This window comes from Mycobacterium attenuatum (assembly GCF_900566085.1).
GTDB classification, from domain to species: Bacteria; Actinomycetota; Actinomycetes; order Mycobacteriales; family Mycobacteriaceae; genus Mycobacterium; species Mycobacterium attenuatum.
Genome location: NZ_UPHT01000062.1, coordinates 1 through 22,715 on the forward strand (window position 1 = coordinate 1; position 22,715 = coordinate 22,715).

At 62.5% G+C, this 22,715-nt stretch carries 11 protein-coding genes and 5 pseudogenes; 6 read left to right on the forward strand and 10 right to left on the reverse strand.

Annotated features, from left to right (window positions below; translation table 11 throughout):
- Window positions 1-293 (forward strand): WS/DGAT domain-containing protein (locus EET13_RS10865; RefSeq protein ID WP_122442297.1); only part of this gene is annotated, 293 nt, incomplete at its 5' end.
- Between the two features lie 193 nt (window positions 294-486).
- Window positions 487-1,283: pseudogene (locus tag EET13_RS10870) on the forward strand (slipin family protein).
- Window positions 1,284-1,646: 363 nt separating this feature from the next.
- On the opposite strand, the pseudogene EET13_RS10875 reads toward EET13_RS10870, so the two are convergent.
- The 4 genes and pseudogenes from EET13_RS10875 to EET13_RS10890 all read right to left on the reverse strand — a co-directional run.
- Window positions 1,647-1,886 (reverse strand): annotated as a pseudogene (locus EET13_RS10875) (IS3 family transposase); the annotation flags it as partial.
- 165 nt (window positions 1,887-2,051) lie between these two features.
- Window positions 2,052-2,294, reverse strand: coding sequence for a hypothetical protein (locus EET13_RS10880; RefSeq protein ID WP_122442298.1), 243 nt, complete (start codon window positions 2,292-2,294; stop codon window positions 2,052-2,054).
- Window positions 2,291-3,284: pseudogene (locus EET13_RS10885) on the reverse strand (hypothetical protein). Before EET13_RS10885 ends, EET13_RS10880 begins: the two are co-directional and overlap by 4 nt.
- Complete coding sequence (locus EET13_RS10890; RefSeq protein ID WP_122442299.1) at window positions 3,285-3,584, reverse strand: hypothetical protein; 300 nt, start codon at window positions 3,582-3,584, stop codon at window positions 3,285-3,287.
- A 327-nt stretch (window positions 3,585-3,911) separates the two neighbouring features.
- Here EET13_RS10890 and EET13_RS30310 point away from each other — a divergent pair, with 327 nt between their 5' ends.
- A complete protein-coding gene (locus EET13_RS30310) occupies window positions 3,912-4,769 on the forward strand; it encodes a hypothetical protein (protein WP_168991263.1) in 858 nt (285 codons plus the stop codon).
- A gap of 32 nt (window positions 4,770-4,801) precedes the next feature.
- Here EET13_RS30310 and EET13_RS10900 read toward each other — a convergent pair whose 3' ends face one another.
- From EET13_RS10900 to EET13_RS10910, 3 genes are all read right to left on the reverse strand, one after another.
- The gene (locus tag EET13_RS10900; protein ID WP_425294236.1) at window positions 4,802-6,193 is read right to left on the reverse strand and encodes a YhgE/Pip domain-containing protein; all 1,392 of its coding nucleotides are present in this window, start codon (window positions 6,191-6,193) and stop codon (window positions 4,802-4,804) included.
- Window positions 6,194-6,291: 98 nt separating this feature from the next.
- A complete protein-coding gene (locus tag EET13_RS10905; protein ID WP_122442301.1) occupies window positions 6,292-7,707 on the reverse strand; it encodes a WS/DGAT/MGAT family O-acyltransferase in 1,416 nt (471 codons plus the stop codon).
- A gap of 143 nt (window positions 7,708-7,850) precedes the next feature.
- Window positions 7,851-8,117 (reverse strand): hypothetical protein, encoded by a 267-nt coding sequence (locus tag EET13_RS10910; RefSeq protein ID WP_122442302.1) that lies wholly within the window; start codon window positions 8,115-8,117, stop codon window positions 7,851-7,853.
- Window positions 8,118-8,294: 177 nt separating this feature from the next.
- On the opposite strand from EET13_RS10910, the gene EET13_RS10915 reads away from it, so the two are divergent.
- The 3 genes and pseudogenes from EET13_RS10915 to EET13_RS10925 all read left to right on the forward strand — a co-directional run.
- Window positions 8,295-8,957, forward strand: coding sequence for an SRPBCC family protein (locus EET13_RS10915; RefSeq protein WP_122442303.1), 663 nt, complete (start codon window positions 8,295-8,297; stop codon window positions 8,955-8,957).
- 166 nt (window positions 8,958-9,123) lie between these two features.
- Window positions 9,124-10,275 (forward strand): site-2 protease family protein, encoded by a 1,152-nt coding sequence (locus tag EET13_RS10920; protein ID WP_122442304.1) that lies wholly within the window; start codon window positions 9,124-9,126, stop codon window positions 10,273-10,275.
- A 75-nt stretch (window positions 10,276-10,350) separates the two neighbouring features.
- Window positions 10,351-10,788 (forward strand): annotated as a pseudogene (locus EET13_RS10925) (universal stress protein); the annotation flags it as partial.
- A 545-nt stretch (window positions 10,789-11,333) separates the two neighbouring features.
- Here EET13_RS10925 and EET13_RS10930 read toward each other — a convergent pair.
- The 3 genes and pseudogenes from EET13_RS10930 to EET13_RS32755 form a co-directional block, all read right to left on the reverse strand.
- Window positions 11,334-11,723, reverse strand: coding sequence for a DUF732 domain-containing protein (locus tag EET13_RS10930; RefSeq protein WP_122442306.1), 390 nt, complete (start codon window positions 11,721-11,723; stop codon window positions 11,334-11,336).
- A gap of 418 nt (window positions 11,724-12,141) precedes the next feature.
- Window positions 12,142-19,428, reverse strand: coding sequence for a hypothetical protein (locus tag EET13_RS10935; RefSeq protein ID WP_425294237.1), 7,287 nt, complete (start codon window positions 19,426-19,428; stop codon window positions 12,142-12,144).
- A pseudogene (locus EET13_RS32755) lies at window positions 19,429-22,542 on the reverse strand (PPE domain-containing protein); the annotation flags it as partial.
- Window positions 22,543-22,715 lie beyond the last annotated feature (173 nt).

Here is a 22,715-nt window from a genome sequence, read left to right on the forward strand (position 1 = left end):
CACCGCTATTGCCGTTTTCGCCGAAGATCCGCACCGGCTACAACGTTCCGATTTCGCACGTGCCGGGCCCCCGTGCCGAAAGATATTGGAACGGCGCGCATGTCGATGAGATATATCCGGTCTCCACCGTGTATGACGGGCAGGCGCTCAACGTGACGACGTGTTCCTATGCCGACCAAATCGGGTTCGGCTACGTCGCGGGCCGCGACATCGTCCCCGATATCGAGATGTTGATTCCGTTGACCGAACAGTGCCTGACCGAGCTGGAAGTCGCGGTGGGCGTGGGGATCTAATCGGCGCATCGATAGGCGTATGACCCGGGAAGTGACATTCGTCGGGGGGTAGGGGACTCTGGCCGCTGACCGGCGGCCGTGTCGACACTAGCGTTGAAGGCAGGCTTTGTGTTCGATGAGTACTGCCATGAAATGGATTGAGGTAGTTGTTATGACCCAAAATGGGGCCATTTCCCTGGTTTTCGGGCTCGCCATGCTGGGGCTGCTTGGGGTCGCGTCGATCAGGGTGATGCAGCAGTATCAGCGCGGTGTGCATTTTCGGCTGGGCCGCGTCATCGGGGTCCGCGAACCCGGGCTGCGGTGATCGTCCCCATTATTGATCGGCTGTGGCGGGTTTCGATGCGGATCGTGACCATGCCCATCCAGTCCCAGGGCATCATCACCCGCGACAACGTCAGCGTGGATATCGCCGCGGTTGCCTACTTCCGGGTGGTGGACGCACGCAAATCCGTCATCGTCATCGAAAACGTGAACGCCGCCATCAATCAGATCGCACAGACCACCCTGCGCAACGTCGTCGGGCAACACTCCCTCGACGCGGTGCTCGCCCAAACAGAAAAGATCAACGGCAGTATCCGCCAAATCCTCGACACCACCACTGTGGATTGGGGAGTGGAGGTAACCCTGGTCGAGCTCAAGGACATCCAATTGCCGGACAGCATGAAACGCGCGATGGCCCGCGAGGCAGAAGCAGAGCGGGAGAAGCGAGCCAAAATCATTGCCGCAGAAGGCGAAGCACGTGCCGCCGCGGCACTCGGCGACGCGTCGGACACGATGATGCAGCACCCGCTGGCCCTGCAGCTGCGAAACTTGCAGACCCTGGCCGAACTCGGCGTGGAGAAAAACACGACGGTTGTGTTCCCGGCGCCACTGATGAGTTCGATCGGAGAACTGACCGACTTTCTGACCCGCGAGGCGAATGCCTCGAGGACGCCGCAGCTTAACGGTCTACCCGAGGAAAAGCTCGCCCATGCGCCGACGCTGCGCTAGGACGGCTGTCGGCTGACCCATTGGGCCCGAAAAGGGGTACGACCCAATGCACTTGAGTGCCCCCGTCCGGGGGAAGCATCAGGCGGGAGGCGCGGAGTGGCGCACGGCGTTGCTGAGGGCTTCGGTGATGACCGCTTCGGCATGCTCGGCCAGCGCACTGTCGACCGTAGTCATGTTGCCGATGGTGCGCAGCGTAGTCGCGACGGGGCGGTTGTCGGTCAGCTCGGCTACTAGGCGCTGAACCCGACGCAGAAAAGTTGCGTCAGAACCAGCGTGGGCCCGCAGGTCGAAGATCGTCGTGCGGATGTCTTCGATGGTGCTCTGCAGGTGGTCGAATTGCCCTGGTTCTGATGGAGGCTCGGGCTATAGGATTTCGACCAGGGGTTGGTCGTTCCGTGTCGGAGCGTAGAACGCGGCTTCGAACTCTGCTGGCGGTACGTCACCGCGGTAGCCGTCCAGCCGGTTGGTGTTGTGCCAGTGCACCCAGCTCAGGGTGGCCAGTTCCACGTCTTCGATGGGTCTTCCACGGCCGGGATGGGCGGGACCGTAGATGAGTTCGGTCTTGTAGTAGCCGTTGATCGTCTCGGCCAGGGCTTTGTCGAAGCAGCTTTAACCGGCTAATTGCTGCGGATGCGAGCGCGCCGCATCCCATTCAAACACCCCGGACTGCAAAATGACTTTGCGCGCTGCACTAGGTCGCAGCTGGTTGGCTATTTCGTAAGGCCTGGGTACGTTGCCAACGCGAAGACGCAATGCACCATCGTGGAGTCAGCTTCGGGATTCGCGGGCTTTCTTGCCGACGAACACTGACAACCCGCCAATCATCGCTGCTGTGACCAAATATGTGATGTCAGAGCCGGTAGGCCGGTGCAGGCACCAGTCGACGATGGTCATGGCACCCAAAGCGGTCAGCAGTAATGTCAACGCGATCCAGGCTCGCCGTGATCGTGCCGGGGCGGCGATGATCAAACCGACCCCGACTGCCGCGATAATCAACGGTAGGTAGCTCATTTGCATTGTTGTGGGAGCGGGTGTTCTTTGCGGGTTTCGTTGAGGAACTCGCCAACGCCGCCCATGAAAGCTCCGCCGATCGCACCTTGGACGGCTCCGACGCCCTCGGTCGGTACTCCTGCAGCCAGGCCCCCTAAGACCGCGCCCCCGAGGGTCGCTCCCCCGAGATTTTGCAGGAGGCTTTGCTGCTGCTCATCGAGCGCTTGCTGGCAGGCGACGCTGCTCGGACCGGTTGCGGGCCGTGGCGCCGGCGGTGGGGATGCGGGCATCGGCGGACCCGGCTGCGCTGGAGCTGGCGGTGCCGTGAGGGCCTGCTCGTACTGCGGAAGGAACGCGGGTTGGGGCGGTGGCGTTCCGTCGGGAGTGTCCCACGGCGCAAATAGGGGAGTGGGGCTAGTCGCTCCGTCTTGTTTGAAGTCGACCAGCTGGATTCCATTGCGGTGAGTGGCCGGAGCTTGCGGGACAGGGCTGGAGATCGGGTGCTCCGCAAAGCCGACGCTACTGAGCGGTGGTACCGGTACGTTGACCTGCAACCTTGACCTCTACCCCGTCGAGCTGTTCTGCGCGCAAGCGGATGTCACCGGCGAAAGCCTGCGCCTGGGCTTGTCGAGCGGCCTGCTCTGCGGCGGTGGTGCCAACACGGGTATCGGTGACCGATAAGTCTTCTCCGACAGTGAATCCCGCGTTCTGGGCGTCCTCGACAGCATAGAGCACTCGTCGTTGGGCCGCGCTGATGTCGCTGGCACCGTTGCGCGCAACCGCTGCTGCCTGGCGTAGCTGGTCGGCTTTTGCGGTGACGATCGGAAGGTCGGCGCCGGTCCGTACCCGTAGTGCGTTGCCCCCCGCGCCGTTCCAGGCGATGGCATAGGACTGGTTGCGCATCTGCAGGAAGACGTCTTCCCAATGGTCGGCGGTCTGGGTCCAGTAGCCGGCTGCATCGATAAGATGCTCGGTGCTCCATGCTCGGATTTGTGACAGGGTGGCCGGCATCTATACCACCGTCACCTGGGTGACGGCAGCCATCTCACTTGCGGCGCTGGCCTCTTGGTTGGCGTAACTTGTGGTTGCAGTGGTCACCCCGGCAGCCGTCGCCTGAGTACGGGTGGCCAAGGCCGCCGCCACACCGCCGATTGTTGCGTCGATGCCACTCACCGCCGCCGTAGTGGCTTGGAATGGAGGCCCCGGTGCCGGCGGCGTCGCTCCGGCCGCGAGTTGAGCGCCAAGGCCCTGCCATTGACTGGCCGTAACGCCTAGCTGACCTAGTACGACCTGCAATTCATCCGATCCCACCCGCGCGAGTCTAATTCGAGACCACGCGGACGCCTACTCAGCGGCGTGCCTCACCTATTTTGAGCGCGTGGCCCAGAAGGCTTGCCCGATGTGGAGGGCAAGATCGATATGGCCGCTAGACGGCAGGTGACCAACAAACTGCGAGGTCGGTACCGCAGGGCGTCGAAGGCGGACAAGGGCGAGATTTTGGATCGGGTGGTGGCCACCCCGCCGGTGGGTCGACATCGGCACGTTCGACGACGCAACGCCGACCCGGGTACCCGGAAGCCAGGGCCGGATCTTGGTCACCGGACCTGCCGCGACAGGGAAAAGCTATGTCGTCGGTTGATGGCAGAGCAGTGGATCCTCGCCAACTACTCCGTCCTTGTCCTCGACCCCGAAGGCGACCACGTGCAATTGCAGCAGCTCAACCGGGTGCAGGTGTTCGACGGCGGCCACCACCTCTCTGAGCCGGTCGAACTGCTCACCATGTTGCAACCGCATTCCAGCATGGTGGTGGACATGTCAGCACTCAGCGAGCCAACCAAGGTCGACGACATGTATCGATTGCGGTCTGCCGCCGAGGCGCACCGACACCAGTATGGATACCCACATTGGGTGATCTACGACGAGGCCCACCTGCTCAGCGGCGGCGAGCATGCACACTGGGCTCGGCGAGGCGGCTACGTGTTGTCGTCGTTTGCCCCGGCGTCGCTGCCCGCCCACGAGATCGATGCCAGCGACGTGGTGCTAACCCTCACCACTGGCGACGCGACGTCAGGTATCGCGTCTCGGCGGCGAGCCAGCATACGGATCGGCTCCGAGCCGGTGCGCGAGTTCACCATCGCGCAACGTCAGACCGCCCACGTGCGGCACTGGCACAAGTATGTCGATATCGGCCTGCCCCATGACCGGCGCTTCTACTTTCACACCAGCGCTCGTCAAACCATTGCGCCAGCGGCGACAATGCGTGATTTCGATACTGCCGTAAGACATCTCGACCAACAAACGCTCGAATACCACCTCGAACGCGGTGACTTTTCCCGCTGGCTCGCGGGCACCATCGCCGACAAAGACCTCGCCACGCAAGTGGCCGCCTGGGAGGACGAGCTACTGGCGAATCGCGCCGCCGGCCTGGAGCGCATCCGTCACCATCTCGCCCAAGCGGTGCAGGAGCGGTATCTACCCGCGCAAGAACCCGACTGAGCCAACACAGGCCGGCCTGCGACGTCGTTGCGCTATGGCGCTTCGTGCTTGCCACGCTCCTCAGCTGATCCAGGCGCGGCGTCCGACGGTGCGCCGGACATGGAATGAGCCGGTTCCGCGGAGCCGGTTTCAGGAGCCGGCGTTGCGGCGGGGGCGGTCGTTGGGACCGCCGCGATGCGGTGGATGCCTTTACGATCGTAGATCCAGGTCAGCACGGCGCCGAAGACCACACCGATCACCAGCCCGATCACCGTCAGCGTTAGGGAGCGGCCCAGGCCTGCGTCGAGGCGCCCGTCGAAGTACAGCAGCGCCCGGGTGCCGATGAACACCTGGCGCATCGGCTCGAAATTGGCCAGCCAACTGAAGATCTTCGGCTCCGCCTCGAGCGGAATGGTGGCACCCGTCGACGGCAGGCCCAGGAAGTTGAAGATGAACAGGGCGGTCAAAATGCCGAGCGTGCCCAATGCCGTGATCAAACTGGTGGAGGCGACCCCCACGGTCAACATGATGAAGACACCGAAGAGCCACAGCGCCCAGGGGTGGGGCACCGGCATTCCGAAGGCCTTTGCCACCCAGAGGTAGACCGCCGAGGAGAACAACGACACCACCGCCACCAACATCCACTTGAGAAGCAGCGTGCGGAACCACGACACCCGAACCCGATCGGCCAACCGGTACATCGGGCCGAATTCGGCCGGGGAATAGCCGAGCATCGCCTCGACCAGCATGCTCACCACCAGGGCTCCGGTGACGCCGCCGATCAGCAACATCAGCGTGTAGAAGTAACTGGACAGTCCGAGCCCGGTGCCGTCAGCCAGCTCATTGCGTGGTTCGACCCGAACGTCGAGCGGATTGGCGAGTAGCCATGCGGCACTGGCGCTCAACTGCTCGCCACCCGAGGCAGCCGCTGCATCCGTGAGCTTCTTGCCCGCCTTGGTGTTGTAGTCCACCATCGCCTTTTTCAGCACATTTTCGGCGATGCCCGCGCCCATCGCGCTGGCGCGCGGGTTGGTTTCGATCGTGATGACCGGCTTGATCACCTCGCCCGGCTTCGACACCGTTTGCAGCAGCCCCAGCAGTTTGTCGGAGAAGTCCGGCGGTATCACCAGTGCGCCGTAGATCTTGCCGGTGCCGAACTGGCGGTTGGCCTCGTCGGGGGTCAGCAACCGGATATCGAACTTGTGTCCTTCCTCGAGTTTGGTATTGAGTGCGTCGGTGATCTTTGCGCCCGCCTTGGCACTTCCCGTGTCCTCGTTGACGATTGCGATCGGGAAGTCGTGGAAGTTTTTCTTCGGGTTCAGGCTGCTGCCGAAGAACAGCCACGACAGTCCTGCTAGTACCGCGAGCGTGACGACAATGGGGGCCAGCCAAAACCGCACGGTGCGCAACGGGTGCGGCAGCGGATACGGGGTGGTTTGGCGCAATAGTTGCTGATCGGACATGAGGGGCTCCTTCCTCGACTAAGCCGGACCCGGATACGGGCTAGATAGCGGAAGCGAAATCACGTGCGGCAGAACCCACCTCAGTTGGCCAGCCGCGCCGGGCGCCGGCTCTGCTTGGCGCGCGCCTGTTTGCGGGCAAGGGCGCGCGCCAACAGGCGTGCGACGCCCAGTTCGATGCCGCGGGCGAGTTCGTCGACGTCGGGTGTGGCGTCATAGTCGGCGGTGATGCCGAAAACCAGTGTGTCGACATAGGTAAGCATGCCGATCACCGTGCGCAGGTGCATGGCGATCGGCGGTACCGGCAGCAGCTCCTCCACCGGGCGGCCCAGGACCTGCAGCCGTTGACGGGGTCCCGGCACATTGGTTGCCAGCGTGACGACGCTGCGCTGCGGTAGCCGCGTCAGCAACCGAACTGTCCACGCGCTCAACACGAACGGCACAAAGTTGGCCAGTGCGACAAATGCGCTGGCCGCCTGGCGCTCGCCGCTGCCTTTCAGCCGGTCCAGCCGGGAGTGCACCAGTCGCAACCGCTTCACCGGGTCATCCTGATCTACCGGCAAGGTCGGCAGCATCGCCGATACGCGAATGTCGGTGCGGGCCATAGCATCTGGCGCTCGCACCGACACGGGAATCAACGTGCGCAGCGAGGTGCGCCGGGGCTTCTCACCGCGATGCAGCAGTACCGCGCGATAGCTATCGGCGATGGCCGCCAATGCCACGTCGTTGAGGGTCACGCCGAAGACCTCGCACACCGTTTCGACGTCTTTGAGCGACACCCGTGCCGCGCTGTAACGACGCATGTTGGTCACCGGTCCGCGCAGTGACGAGTCTGCGGCGGGAGTGAGTAACCCAGCCACGAACTGGGCGGCGCCTTTAGCGGTGTGCGCGGCCGCGCCGGTGGTGGCCACCGATGCGCGCCACAGTCCGCCGGCCCAGCTCAGCGGGTTGAGGCTGAGCCCGGACGGGTTGCCGATCGACATCGGCGGCTCTTTGGCGGCGCGGATGTCGGTGGCGAACGTCGCGGCGGGACCCGTATCGGCGATGTTGGCCAACATCTGCATCGCGGCAATCCCGTCGGCAATGCAATGGTGGATCTTGATCAGTGCCGCCCACCGCCGTTCCGGCAGGCCTTCGATGACCCAGCACTCCCACAAGGGGTGGTCGCGATCGAGTCGGCGCTCCATGAGGTCGGCGATGGTCCGGTACAAGGCGGCGTCGTCGCCGGGTTGCGGCAATGCCGCCCAACGGATGTGGTGAGTGATGTCGAAGTTGGCGTCGTCAACCCATTCCGGTGCTGCAAGTTCCAACGGGTGCTTGTGCACCAACTGCGTCAACCGGGGGATGGTTCGCATCCGCTCGGACAGGGCCTCGACGAGCTCGTCCCGGCCGGGGCTCGGTCCGTCGATGACAGCCAGCGCACCGATGGCCAGACTCACGTGCCGGTCGGCATCCTCTGCCTCCAGGAAACTGGCCTCCATGGTCGTGAGCTGCTCCATTGCCAGCCACCTCCGATCCCCATTGATCGGCATCACTATCCGCGGTCAGCCATCAGGGGCAATAGTGCCGTTAGTCCCCAAGCATTAGTGCCGGATTTCCCAACCTGGCCGGATCTCGGCGTTTCTGCGGCGCAGCGGTGGGCTCAGTGAATCGGGACCGGCGACTCGTCGGCCAGCTCGGCCAGCTCGCGAGGCGCGACGCCCACGTACCGCATGATGCGATCCAGGACGATGTCGGACAGATCCCCGTCATCGGCGACCCGGCCCAGGCCCCGCCGGCGCAGGAAGGTGTCCAGACGCCGATCGGGCGGCCAGCCGGCGTAGATCGGGCCCACATAGCGCGAGCGCAGAAATTCCCAGGCGAGACCATCGACGTCGGAATCGGTCAGTAACGGTGGGTCGCCACGCATAGCAGTCCTCATTCTTGCTGAGCCACAACCGCAGCCAAGTTACGTGGACCAGGTCATCATTTCGTCACACTGATGTTGCGGAATAGGGCCGAAAGTCACCTAACGCAGGATGTCGGCTTGCCAGGCAAGGACCATCGACCCTGGCGGGCGCCTCGCGGCGCGACGCAGACTGGCGCTATGGCCAAGACGATGGAGCGGATTGCCGGGGCCGGGGTGTCGCTGGCAGTGCTTTACGCCGCGCGACGGTACTACCGCAATTGGGGCACCACCAAGCAGGAAGTCCGGATGCAGCTGCCCGGTGACACCTTGGTCAGCGACCCGGCCACGCAAACGACCGAGGCGCTCAACATCGACGCCCCGGTGTCTGCCGTATGGCCCTGGTTGGTGCAAATGGGTCAGGACCGCGGTGGGTTCTACGGTGGTGAGGGGCTGAAAAACCTGGCCGGGCTTCGCCATAACGACGCCGATCGAATCCACCCGGAATGGCAACAGCTCGTGGTGGGCGATGTCGTGCGGCTGGCTCCCGAAGGATGGCTGGGGCTGCCCGACGGGGTGACGCTGTGTGTCGCCGAAATCGTGCCCGAAAAATGCCTCGTGCTCAATGCGACCCGACCGGACCTGCGCTGGAATGCGGTGTGGTCGTTTCACCTTCAGCCGCACTGGCAGGATCGCGTCCGGCTCCTCACTCGCGCCCGGATTGCGCTGCGCCGTCCCGGTGAAGTGTTCGTCCTGGAACTGGCCAGGCCGTTGATCTCACTTGGCACCCGGGGTCTGCTGCTGGGTATCAAGCACCGGGTTGAGCGGGCGCCGCAGCCGCAACCCACAGCGCCCGGTCGCTGAGATCGGGGCGCGGATGGCGGTGTTTCCCCGTGGCGCGAGCCGTGGCGCGGGGCTATTGACCCACTGCCCGCAGGCCGAACGACCCTAGCGATTCCCAACAGCGTCGTCTTACGTTCGATGGCAGGGCGATTCGAGGGTTCGGCCGCCAGTTTCGGAGGTTACCGACGTGCACGACGAGATTCCGCTGGGGCGGATCGCCGGGTTTTCGGTGAAGTTCCATTGGAGCGTGCTGGTCATCCTGTGGTTGTTCACATGGAGCCTGGCCACCACCTTGCCCGGTGTCGTCAAAGGCTATGCACCAGTAGCCTATTGGCTGGCGGGCGCGGGTGGGGCGGCGGTCCTGCTGGCGTCGCTGCTGGCCCACGAGCTTGCGCACGCCGTCGTCGCGCGCCGCTGCGGGGTAGCCGTCGAGAACGTGACCCTGTGGCTATTCGGCGGGGTGACCACGATGGGCGGTGAAGCCAAGACACCCAAGGCCGCTTTTCGGATCGCTATCGCGGGCCCGGCCACCAGCCTGGCACTGTCCGCAACATTCGGCACGCTGGCCGTTGCCCTCGACGTCGTCCGGACCCCGCCCATCGTGGTCAGCGTTGCGTGGTGGCTGGCCGCGGTCAACTTGCTGCTGGCACTGTTCAATCTGCTGCCGGGCGCGCCGCTGGACGGAGGCCGGCTGGTCCGGGCCTATCTGTGGCGCCGTCACGGCGACATCGTGCGCGCCGGGATCGGCGCGGCACGGGCCGGACGCGTGGTCGCCCTCGTCCTGATCACGTTGGGACTGGCCGAATTTGTGGCCGGCGGCCTGGTCGGCGGTGTCTGGCTGGCCTTCATTGGCTGGTTCCTCTTCGCGGCCGCTCGCGAAGAGGAAACCCGGATTTCGACCCGGCAACTCTTCGCCGGTGTCCGGGTCGCAGACGCGATGACCCCCGAGCCGCACACCGCTTCGGGATGGATCAGCGTCGAGGAGTTCATCCAGCGCTATGTGCTCGGCGATCGCCACTCGGCGTACCCGGTTGCCGAACGGGACGGATCGATCATGGGGCTGGTCACGCTGCGGCAGCTGCGCGAGCTGGCACCCGCCCGGCGCGGCGTCACCAGCGTGCGCGACATCGCCGTACCCCTGCACGAGGTGCCAACCGCGGCACCCGGGGAGCCGCTGAGCGCGCTGCTCGAGCAGATGGCGCCGGCCGGCCCCCGGAGCCGGGCACTGGTCGTCGATGCCGGCGCGGTGGTCGGCATCGTCACAGCCAGCGACATCGCGCGGCTTGTCGACGTCTACCGGCTCGCCCAGCCCCAGCCGGCGCCGGGCCCGCCGCGATGACCGCAGAAGCGTGAAAACTGTTGTCGTGCTGGGTTATTCGGCGAGATTTCGGGACAAAGATGGAGGAGAACGGACATGAAACCGGTCGTTGTCGGCATCGATGGTTCGACCGCGGCGATCACGGCTGCCCTGTGGGGCACCGACGAGGCCGTCAGCGCGGCCGTGCCGCTGCGCCTGATCTCGGTTATCAAGACAACTCATCCATGTCCGGAAGATTACGAACGTGACCTGCGCCACGCCGAAACGTCGCTGCGGGCAGCACAAGCCGCGGTGGCGGCCACCGGGAAACCGATCAAGGTCGACACCGACACCCCGCGCGGGCCGGCCGGCGCTGTTTTGGTCGAGGCCTCCCGCGACGCCGGGCTGATCTGCGTCGGATCCGCCGGCATCGGGCGCTACGCTCGCTCGATCCTGGGTTCGGCGGCAAGCGAGCTCGCCGAAAAGGCGCACTGCCCGGTCGCGGTCATCCGCCCGGATGCCGATCAGCCGCCGGCGGACATCAACTGGCTGGTCGGACCGTCGGGGCATCCAGTTTTTCGGCACCCCCATTGTTCGGTGCTGGTGGTCCGCGACTGAGCACTCTGGGGCTGGTTGTTGGCTCGTGTCTTCGGGTCGTGCGTGCTTGCCGGAGATCGCGCTGCGAAGAACGGGGGGCGCATTAACCGGCAGCGCCTATCGGAGACGCCGTACCGCGGCTGTGCATTCTCCGCCGGACCCGGTCGCTCTGAAATCACGGCGCTCGAAAGACTTTTTGCTGACAATCGGTTGTGTCATCGGCTCATCTGTTGGTCGGCAAACTCATTTGCCGGGCGTGTGTTGTTGCTTGGTCACCTTGCTCAGGTGGTTCATGAATTTCGACTACGTCGTCGAACTCTGCCCCGGGATACGTGGTTCGCAATCGCCGCGGAGGACCATCGCGGTAAAGGAGCCTTGGCCTTCGTAGTCGGCTTCGCACGGCCATCGAATTTTGTTACATCGCAACATAATTCGGGCTCTGCATGGTTCGTCAACTAGCTCATCTGCTGGCGACCGGTGACCTTAAGGCTCAGCATTCGCGGTTAGGCTGGTTGAACGTCCGGCTTTGGGGGCAGCGATGCAGCCGTACTCGGGGCAGTGGGGGCGGGTTTGGGGATGGTCGGGGGAGCCAGGGAACCGTACTGGGGACAGTAGGCCTGTATCGCAGCTCCAGTGAAGTAGGCGGCGTTGAGTGCTGGCCAATTGGTGGCGTTGGTCACCTTGGTGATCAGATCGGCGTTGCTGGTCGCGGGATTATTGCTGAGGGTGGCACACACGACCGTTTTTGCGACTTGGATCGCTTTCTCGGGTGGGCCGTAGTTCATGCCCGAGGTGCTGAGGTTGGCGATGAACGCGTCGTCAGTGGCGTCGGCATGGGCCGGCGCAGCCAACCCAACCGAAATGGCTATCAATGCTATGGCCCTCAATAACATGTCATCGCCTCTCAGCCAAATTCCGCGGTCTCTGTAATCAGCCATCGGAAAGTCACTACAGGGCATCCTAAACGAGCAGCGATGTTGCGCCCAGGCGATCGCTGGGCGCATTGCTCCGGCGCCTTCTGCTGCACGATTGAATGGCGACGTATTTCACCCAGCGTCGCGATGGGCGTCGACATGTGCAGCCGCAACGCGCTTCGGTTCATCACATGTGGTGCCGTCTTGCCGGTCTGCTGAGCAAATTATGTTGTGCCTCAGTGCGTTTGAGCGGCGAAGCATCCGCCGACGGCCCAGCGGGCGCCTGCCCATTAGGCGATTTCGGAAACCGCCCGCACGGCGATAGCGGTTGTACTGCTCATGCGCCGGTCGCGGCGGTGATGCGGGTGCGGACCGACCGGAAGTGGTCGGGGCGCATTTACGGCGTGCCGTTGTGACCGAGGATGCCCGAGATTTGGCTGCCGATGTTTCCGACGCCGGACAGGAACGCCTGGCTCATCAGGTCCAACACGCTGGTGTTGTAGACACCCGACAGTGAGTTGCCCAGGTTCGCCCAGCCCGATTCCAGGGTGCCGAAGTTCTGCAAGCCCGAAAGCCCCGGACCGCCGGCGTTGAACCAGCCCGAATTCTGGGTAAAGGCGTTTCCGATGCCCGATACGGCGCCCGAAGCGTCGTTGAGGAAGCCTGATGCGCCGCCACCGCCGGAGTTGAAAAAGCCCGATGAGGGTTCGCTGGTCGTGTTGAAGAATCCCGGGCTTTGCTGCCAGGTGAAGCCGGAGGTGAAGGGGCCCAAGCTGCCGGAGCCGGCGATGTCGATGGGCAGCGAGATGATGGTGTCGATCACGGTTGGCGAAACGAGTTCGTCAGAACCGATGATGATCGGACCGATCTGCTCGGTGCTTACCGGAATTGTGATCGAGATGGGCAATACACACCCGACGAAGGGGATGTAGAGCAGGCAGATAGTGAACTCCAGCTTGATTTGTAGCGGAAATTCGGCGATGGTGAACACTTCCTGGGTGAGGGCGTTGATGGTGCCCTGGATCGGTATTTGGGTGTCGGAGTTCACGCTGAAGCTCACCGGGATCTCCGGAACCGTGGGCTGGTAGGTGAAACTCGCCAGACCCTGGTAGTCGCCCCGCCATAAGAAGCCGTTGCTGTAATTGCCCGAAATCAAAAAGCCGGTGTTGACATTTCCGGAGTTTAAGATGCCGGTGTTGGAGTTGCCCTCGTTGAGGTAGCCGGTGTTGTAGTTGCCCGGGTTATAGCTGCCCGTGTTGTAGCTGCCCGGGTTGAAGCTGCCCGTGTTGAAGCTGCCCGCGTTGTAGAAGCCGGTGTTGTAATTGCCCGCGTTCCCCATGCCGGTGTTGACGATGCCGGAGTTGAATAAGCCGGTGTTGGTGTTGCCGGTATTGCCGATGCCGGTGTTGATGCTGCCGGAGTTGCCGATACCCCAGTTGCCGGTGCCGGAGTTTCCGATACCGACGTTGTTGGTGCCGGAATTGAACAAGCCGAGGTTGCCCGAGCCGGAGTTCAGGCCACCGATACCCACCTTGTTGTCGCCGATGAGCCCGATGCCGATGTTCCCGTTGCCGGTATTGGCGAAGCCGATGTTGGTGTTGCCGGTGTTGCCCCAGCCGAGGTTGAAGCTGCCGGTGTTGCCGAAGCCGAAGTTCTGCATGGCGGCGGTCAATGCCGGGCCGGAGTTGCCGAAGCCGATGTTGCCGCTGCCGAAGTTGGCGTTGCCGAAGTTGTGATCGCCGATGTTCCCGCTGCCCAGGTTGAAGCTGCCGATGTTTCCGAAGCCGACGTTGGAGCTGCCGACGTTGCCGCTGCCCAGGTTGATATTCCCGACGTTTGCGTTGCCTAGGTTCCAGAAGCCGGGGTTCGCGAAGCCCACATTGAAGCTGGTGCCGTCGGGACCGTTACGGTACCAACCCGCCAAATCGCTGCCGATGTTCAAGAAGCCCGAGACATTAGCCGGCGTGCCGGCGCCGGTGTTGAACAGGCCAGAGACGGCATTGCCGAAATTGGCCATCCCGGATTGCAGCGAACCGTAGTTTTGGAAGCCCGAGTTTCCAAAACTCGCGGTGGCGAAGTTGTAGAAGCCCGAATTGCTTCCGGTGTTGGCGAAGCCCGATGCGCCCCCGGTACCCCAGTTGAAGAAGCCCGACGACGGGCCGGCAGTGCCGTTGAAAAAGCCCGGGGCCGGCGGAATGTCGATGATGGGCAGGTATGCGGGGCCGAGACCGCCGTTGCCCCCAATGTGCATCACCGTTGAGCCGTCAGGATTGCCGATGTTGAGGTTGAGCGCGGGTTGGTCGCCGAAGCTAAGCACGATGGGCGTGCTCACGGGTGCCGAAGGGAGGCCACCATGGACCGTGATGGGCCCGATGGGGGCGAGCACCGAATATCCGGTCCCAAAGACTTTGAGAGACGCCGACAGGTCGATTGTCGGAATGGTGAAGGCGTCAATATAAGCGTCGGTGACGGTGCCGGTGACGGGGATATTGATGGGTATATCGACGGTGAAGAATACGGGGATCCTGTCAATAGTGATGGTGTAGTTCGCGCCCAGCAGGCCCTCGCGATCGGCGCGCCAGAAGAAGCCGTTATTCATATTGCCGGTGATGAAGGCGCCGGTGCCGTAGTTGCCCGAGTTTGCCACGCCGGTGTTGTAGTTGCCGGGGTTGAACCAGCCGGTGTTGTAGTCGCCCACGTTGGCGATCCCGGTGTTCAGGCTGCCGATGTTGAAAAGGCCGGTGTTGTAGTCGCCCGGGTTGGCCACACCGCTGTTGGACATGCCGGCGTTGAAAAAGCCCGTGTTAGACGCGCCGGCATTCCCGATACCGGTGTTGCCGCTGCCGGAATTGCCGATGCCCCAGTTGCCGGTACCGGAGTTCCCGATGCCGACGTTGCCGGTGCCGGAATTGAATAAGCCGACATCGAAGCTGCCCGAGTTCAGGCCGCCGATCCCGATCAGAGTGTCGCCGCTGAGCCCGATGCCGAAGCCGCCGCTGCCCATGTTCCCGATGCCGGTGTTGTTGGTGCCGGAGTTGAATAGTCCGGTGTTGCCGGTGCCGGAGTTGAACAGTCCGGTGTTGCCGGTGCCGGAGTTGAAGAAACCGGTGTTGCCGTTTCCCGAACTCAGCGAACCGAAGCCGGTCTGGCCGTTGCCGGTGAGACCGATGCCGATGTTGTTGTCGCCGGTGTTGAACAAGCCGATGTTGTTGTTCCCGGTGTTCGACAAGCCCTGGTTGTTGTTGCCGGCGTTCGCCAGACCCAGGTTGAAGTTCCCCAGATTGAACAGGCCGGTATTGCCGGTGCCGTCGTTCAGTGGGCCCAGTCCGAACTGGCCGTTGCCGCTCAGACCGATGCCGATGTTGTTGTTACCGGTGTTGCCGAAGCCGACGTTGAAGCTGCCGATGTTGCCGAAGCCGAGGTTGTGCATCCCCGCCTGCACCGCGGTGCCCGAGTTTGCGAACCCGATGTTTGCATCACCGACGTTGCCGCTACCGAAGTTGTGGTTGCCGATGTTGCCGAAGCCGAAATTGGCGCTGCCGAGGTTTCCACTGCCCAGGTTGAAATCGCCCATGTTGCCGTTACCGACATTCCAGTGCCCCAGGTCGCCGAGACCGGCATTGACGATTGTGCCGGCCGGGTCGCGCAGCGCGCCGGCCAGGTCGGTACCGATGTTGAACCAGCCCGAGAGGTTGGCCGGGGCGGTGATGTTCGCCGTGCTGGTGTTGTAGAAGCCCGAGACGGTGTTGCCCAGGTTTGCCCAACCCGATGACAGGTGGCCGGCGTTTTGGAAGCCCGAGCTTCCCACGCTGCCCAAGGCGCTGTTCCAGAAGCCCGAATTATTGCCGCCGACATTGCCGAAGCCGGATGCGCTACCGGTCCCGGAGTTAAAGAATCCCGACGACGGCGCGGCGGTGGAGTTTCCGAAGCCGGGCGCTGCGGGAATATGAATGAACGAGATGGCGATGGGCCCGACGCCGCTTCGAATGCTGATGGGAATCGAGGTCGAACCGTCGGGGTTGCCGATGTTGATGTCAACCAGTGGCAGGACGCCGGTGAGGGTCGGGATGGTGAGAGGACCGAAAGTGAAGCTGGCGAAATTCAACAGGGAATTTCCGGCGATCACCGGAATGGTGAAGCCGGTGAGGGTGAGGACGCCGCCGTCGAGATTGATCGGAATATCGACCGGGATCTGAATGTCGAGGTTCAGCAATGAGAATTCTGGAATATAAATCCCGGCGTCGATACCCCAAAGACCCTGGTAGTCGCCCTTCCATAAGAAGCCATTGCTGTAGTTTCCGGCGATAAAGGCGCCCGTGTTGACATTGCCTGAGTTCGCCAAACCGGTATTGTAGTGGCCCGAATTGAAGTATCCGGTATTGTAATCCCCCGAGTTGAAGCTGCCCGTGTTGGTGCTGCCGATGTTGTAATTGCCAGAGTTGGCGTCGCCCACGTTGGCGATGCCGGTGTTGGCGGTGCCCACGTTGTAACTGCCGGTGTTGGCATTGCCCGCATTGGCGATGCCGGTGTTGGCGGAACCTGGGTTCCACAGCCCCCAGTTTTCGGCGCCGGCGTTTGCTACGCCCGAGTTGCCGGTGCCGGCGTTGGACAAGCCGGTGTTGGTGGTGCCGGTGTTGCCGATGCCGGTGTTGCCGGTGCCGGAGTTGAACAGGCCGACGTTGGCATTGCCGGAGTTGCCGATACCGATGTTGTTGGTGCCGGAGTTGAACAAGCCGAGGTTGCCGGTGCCGGAGTTCAGGCCACCGATGCCCACCTTGTTGTCGCCGATGAGCCCGATGCCGATGTTTCCGTTGCCGGTGTTGGCGAAGCCGATGTTGGTGTTTCCGGTGTTGCCCCAGCCGAGGTTGAAGCTGCCGGTGTTGCCGAAGCCGAGGTTCTGGATGGCGGCCGTCAGGGCAGGGCCGGAGTTGCCGAAGCCGACGTTGCCGCTGCCGATGTTGGCGCTGCCCCAGTTGTTGTCGCCGATGTTGCCGCTGCCGACGTTGTGGCTGCCGTGGTTTCCGGAGAAGACGTTGAAGGAGCCGATGTTCCCGCTGCCGATATTGGTGCCGCCAGCGTTGCCGAAACCGAAGTTGTGGTCGCCGAGATTTCCGCTGCCGATGTTTCCGCTGCCGACGTTCGCAAAGCCCAGGTTTGCGAACGGGGCGTCGTTGAAGAAGCCCGCGATGTTGCTGCCGACATTGGCTAGGCCTGAAATATTTGCCGGCGTGGATACGCCGAGGGTGCTGGTATTGAGCAAACCAGAGACGGTGTTACCCAGGTTGTAGGCGCCGGACACCAGCTCGCCAAAGTTGCTCAAGCCCGACATTCCGGATGTCCCGGAGGCAAGGTTGAAGAAGCCGGAGCTGTTGCCGCCGTTATTGAGGAAGCCGGATACGGTGCCGGTGCCGACGTTGAAGAACCCCGACGATGGGGTGGTCGTCGAGTTCCCGAAACCCGGGACCGCCGGTAGGTCGAAGATTGGGTAATTGATGGGCAGCAGGTCGCCGGCCCCGGTGATATCGATCAGCGGGCCCGGTCCGGCGCCGATATTGAAGTTCATCGTGGGAAATACGAGTGAGAGGTTCGGGATCGTGATCGAATCGATGTGAAAAATCCGGACAGGGAAGAAGCCGATACGCAGGTTGGCGTTGACGGCAGGAATTGTGAAGCTCTCGACGGTGAACACCCCGAGCGTCGCGCTGATCGGGATGTCGAGATAGATGGGAATATCGAACTTTACTGGGATATCGGGCGCAAGAGTGATCGCATAGCCGGTGCCTGCCAGTCCCTGGTAATCGCCTCGCCATAAAACGCCGTTGCTGAAGTTGCCGGGAATGAAAGCGCCCGTGTCGACATCACCTGAGTTCGCAAAGCCGGTGTTGTAGTTTCCGGTGTTCAGATGGCCCGTGTTGTAGTCGCCCGCATTGAAGTTGCCGGTGTTGAAGCTTCCGGCATTGAAGCTGCCGGAGTTGTAGTTGCCCGAGTTGACGGCGCCGGTATTGCCGTTGCCGGCGTTGAAGAAACCGGTATTGACGTCGCCCACGTTGAAGATGCCCGTGTTGGTGCTGCCGGTGTTGCCGATGCCCCAGTTGCCGGTGCCGGAGTTGAACAAGCCGGTGTTGCCGTTGCCGGAGTTGCCGATACCGATGTTGTTGGTGCCGGAGTTGAACAAGCCGAGGTTGCCGGTGCCGGAGTTCAGGCCACCGATGCCCACCTTGTTGTCGCCGATGAGCCCGATGCCGATGTTTCCGTTGCCGGTGTTGGCGAAGCCGATGTTGCTGTTTCCGGTGTTGCCCCAGCCGACGTTGAAGCTGCCGGTGTTGCCCAAGCCGAGGTTCTGGATGGCGGCCGTCAGGGCAGGACCGGAATTGCCGAAGCCAATGTTGCCGCTGCCGATGTTGGCGCTGCCAAAGTTGTTGTCGCCGATGTTGCCGCTGCCGACGTTGTAGTCGCCGTGGTTTCCGGCGAAGACGTTGAAGCTGCCGATGTTGGCGCTGCCCAAGTTCAGGTCGCCGACGTTTCCGAGGCCGACGTTGAAGTCGCCCACGTTTTCGAAGCCCACGTTCAATTGTCCGATGTTTGCCAGACCGAAGTTGAAGGTTGTCGCCCCGGCCACCTGGTCCCGGAAGAAGCCCGCGACATTGGCACCCAGGTTCGCGAAACCCGACGCGTTCGCCGGTGCCCCGATGCCCGTGTTGTACAAGCCCGAGACGCTGTTGCCCAGGTTCATGACGCCCGATAGCAGATCGCCGTAGTTTCTCAAGCCCGAGCTTCCCGAGGTGGCGAAGTTCTGGAAGCCCGAGATGTTGGCGCCGAAGTTCGCGATGCCCGAGACGGTCCCGTTGCCGCCATTGAAAAAGCCCGAGGACGGACTGTTCGTGGAGTTGAAGAAACCCGTGCCCGTCGGCAGATTGAAGGGCGTCCAGTCACTGGGGCCGAGGCTGGCGGTGAGCGGGATACCTATCACGGTCGAGCCGAGCGGGTCGCCGATGTTGCCCGTGATCAACGGGCCCGTACCCGTGATCGGCGGGATCGTGATGGATGTGATCGTTCCTTCGAGAATGGGGATCGGACCGCCGATGCCAAAATGGAATTTATCAAGCGTGATGCCGCTGTAGACGATGTTGGTGGCGCCAGCTGTGATGGGGATATTAATGGGAGCCTGCACATTGATGTGCGCGGGAATTTCGGAAATATGGATCGTGTAGTTGGCGTCCACGACACCTTGCCGGTCGGCGCGCCAGAAGAAGCCGTTGTCCATTGCGCCGGTGATGAAAGCGCCGGTGCCGGTCTGGCCCGAGTTGACAAAGCCCGTGTTGTAGTCGCCGATGTTGAATAAGCCGGTGTTGTAGTCACCCGGGTTGGCGAGACCGGTGTTGGTGTTACCCGTGTTGAACCAGCCGGTGTTGTGGCTACCCGGGTTGGCGAGGCCGCTGTTGACGGCGCCGGTGTTGAAAAAGCCGGTGTTGGTGCTGCCGGCGTTGCCGATACCGGTGTTGAAGCTGCCGCCGTTGCCGATGCCGAAGTTGCCGGTGCCCGAGTTGCCGATGCCGATGTTGTTGGTGCCGGAATTGAACAGGCCGAAGTTTCCGGAACCCGAGTTGAGGCCGCCGATGCCCCACTGGTTGTTGCCGATCAGTCCGATACCGACATTGTTGTTGCCGGTGTTGCCGAATCCGATGTTGCCATCACCGGTGTTGGCGAATCCGATGTTGTTGCTGCCGGTGTTTCCGAAGCCAATATTATGGAGGGCGGCCATCAGGCCCGGGCCCGCATTGCCAAATCCGATGTTCGAGCTGCCGACGTTTCCACTGCCGAAGTTATTGTTGCCGACATTGCCGAATCCGATGTTTGAGCTGCCGATGTTGCCGCTGCCCAGGTTGAAGTCGCCGAAGTTTCCGCTGCCCACGTTCAATTGGCCAAAATCTGCAAAACCCGCGTTGAAGATCGTCCCGGTCGGGCCGCGCAACACGCCGGTCAGATCGGTGCCGACATTCGCCAGGCCAGAGATATTGGCAGGTGTGGCTGTGTTGTAGAAGCCCGAGACGGTGTTACCCAGGTTGGCCCAGCCCGATTGCAGCGAGCCAAAGTTTTGCATGCCCGAGTTGCCGAGGCTGCTCAGCGTGCTGTTCCACAAGCCCGAATTGTTCGCGCCGAAGTTCCCGAAGCCAGACGTGCCGCCGGTGCCGGAGTTGAAGAACCCCGACGACGGGCTGCTGGTCGAGTTTCCAAAACCCGGGCCTGCCGGGATGTCGAGGATTCTGATCGTGCCGCTCTCGATGGCGCCGACAACGCTGATCGGCGCGGTGACCAGGGGGCCGCCGATCGCGATTGTTCCTGTGGGAACGTACAGAGTTGACGGGCCGAGATCGACCGGACCCACGTAGAATAAACCGCCGAGGAAGGTGGTTTTTGGGAAAACCTCTCCGGCTTGAGTGACTTGGATGACTTGCCCGCCGACGGTTATTACATTGTCGACAGGAATGGTCAGCTGTCCGTTGATAGGAATATAGGGCGTGGTAAGAGTAATATTGGCGCCAATCTGGCCCTGGTTATCGCCGCTTACCAAGAAACCGTTGTTGTAGTTTCCGGTGTCGAAAGCGCCGGTATTGACGTTGCCCGGATTGAAGAAGCCGGTGTTGATGTCGCCCCGGTTATAGCTGCCGGTGTTGGTGCTGCCCACATTGAAGTTGCCCGAATTGGTGCTGCCCACGTTGAAGCTGCCGGTGTTGTAGTTACCGGCGTTGTAGAAGCCACTGTTGGCGGCGCCGGCGTTGAACAGGCCCGTGTTGACAGATCCGGCGTTGCCGACGCCCGTGTTCCCGGTTCCCGGGTTCTCGATGCCCCAGTTCCCCATGCCCGCGTTGAACACGCCCCAGTTCCCGGTGCCCGAGTTCCCGATGCCGACGTTTCCGGTGCCCGAGTTGAACAGCCCCACGTTATTCGTGCCCGAATTGAAGAGGCCGTTGTTGCCGCTGCCCGAGTTCAGCGCGCCGAAGCCGAACTGGCCGTTTCCGGTCAACCCGATGCCGATGTTGTTACTGCCGGTGTTGCCGAAGCCGATGTTGTTACCGCCGGTGTTCGCAAAGCCCCTGTTGTAGTCGCCGGCGTTCCCGAATCCATTGTTGTAGTTGCCCGCATTACCGAAGCCCACGTTCCGGATACCCAGGTTACCCCAACCCAGATTATAATTTCCAATGTTCGCGAGCCCGAAATTCCATAGTCCGACGTTACCGTTACCGAAATTTCGGGTCCCGATGTTTCCCAAGCCGATATTGAGGTCGCCGATGTTTCCCGCGCCGATGTTTCCGTTGCCGAGGTTGCCGTTGCCGAAATTACTGTTGCCGACGTTGGCGTTGCCGTAGTTTCCGTCGCCGACGTTGGCGTTTCCGACGTTGTTTTGGCCGACGTTTGCAAAGCCGGTATTATTGTTACTCGGTGCCGATGGGCCGCCAAAGAAACCGGATATGTTGCTGCCGTTGTTGAAACCACCCGACATGTATGCTGGCGTCGTCACCGGCAAAAAGCTGGTGTTCGATATGCCCGACACGGTGTTACCGTAGTTGAGAAATCCCGATGAGAACCCGCCGCTGTTAGCCAGGCCGGAGTTACCAACGGACAATTCCGATGAGTTGAAGAAACCGGAATTGTTGGCGCCGGAATTCACGAAACCCGAGGCGCTCCCGGTGCCGCTGTTGAAAAAGCCAGACGATGGGACGGTGGTTGAATTCCCGAAGCCCGGGCTGCCGAAAATCAGACCCTGGTAGTCGCCCCGCCACAAGATGCCGTTGCTGTAGTTGCCCGAGATGAAGGCTCCGGTGTTGACATCGCCGAAGTTCGCAAAGCCGGTGTTGTAGTTGCCGTAATTCAAGTAGCCCGTGTTGTAGCTACCCGGGTTGAAGCTTCCGGTGTTGCTGCTGCCCGGGTTGTACGTGCCGGTGTTGTAGTTACCCGTGTTGCCCAGGCCAGTGTTCGCGATGCCGGAATTGAAGAAACCGGTGTTGGCGTCGCCCGAGTTGCCGATGCCGGTGTTGTAACTGTTGCCGGAGTTGCCGATACCCCAGTTCCCGGTGCCCGAGTTTCCGATGCCGACGTTGTTGGTGCCGGAGTTGAACAGGCCGATGTTGCCGGTTCCCGAGTTCAGGCCCCCGAATCCGAATGCGCCGGTGCCGGTGAGCCCGATACCACGGTTGTTGTCGCCGGTGTTGCCGAAGCCGATGTTGTTGTTGCCGGTGTTGCCGAAGCCGATGTTGTTGTTGCCGGTGTTGCCGAAGCCGATGTTGTTGAGGGCCGCAGTCAGCGCGGGGCCCGCATTGCCGAAGCCGAGGTTTCCGGACCCGATGTTTCCGCTGCCGATGTTTCCCGAGCCGATGTTTCCGGACCCGAAATTGGCGTTGCCGATGTTCGCGTTGCCGACGTTGCCTTCGCCGACATTCGCCAAACCCAGGTTGCGGAATATGTCGACGGTCGCCTGGGCGGCGGCCGCGCTGACAGGGGCGGCGCCGATCACGTTGGCACCGGCCAGCTGGCTCGATAGGCCGGCCAAACCCCGCAGACCCTGGGTGAATGGCGTCAGCGTGGCTATCGCCGCCGACGCGCCGGCGCGGTAGTCGAGCATCGCCGCAACGTCTTGGGCCCACATCTGCTCATATTGGGCCTCGGCAGCCGCGATCGCCGGAGCGTTTTGTCCCAGCAGGTTCGACAAGACCAGCGACACGAACTGATTGCGGTTAGCCGAGATGATCGCCGGATGTACCGTTGCGGACTGCGCCGCCGCGAACGCGGCCGCGGCCACCCGGGCCTGGGTGGCCGCTTGGCCGGCACGCGTCGTGGCCGTACTTAGCCTCGATCCACGGATGGACGTTGTGGCGTGAATTGTTGATTTTTGATCTTGATTTGTGGCGTGGTAGGGATGCGACGACCGCTGGTCTGCCCAGCTTTTCCTGTTGGCTTCCGGTCGTCGGGTCG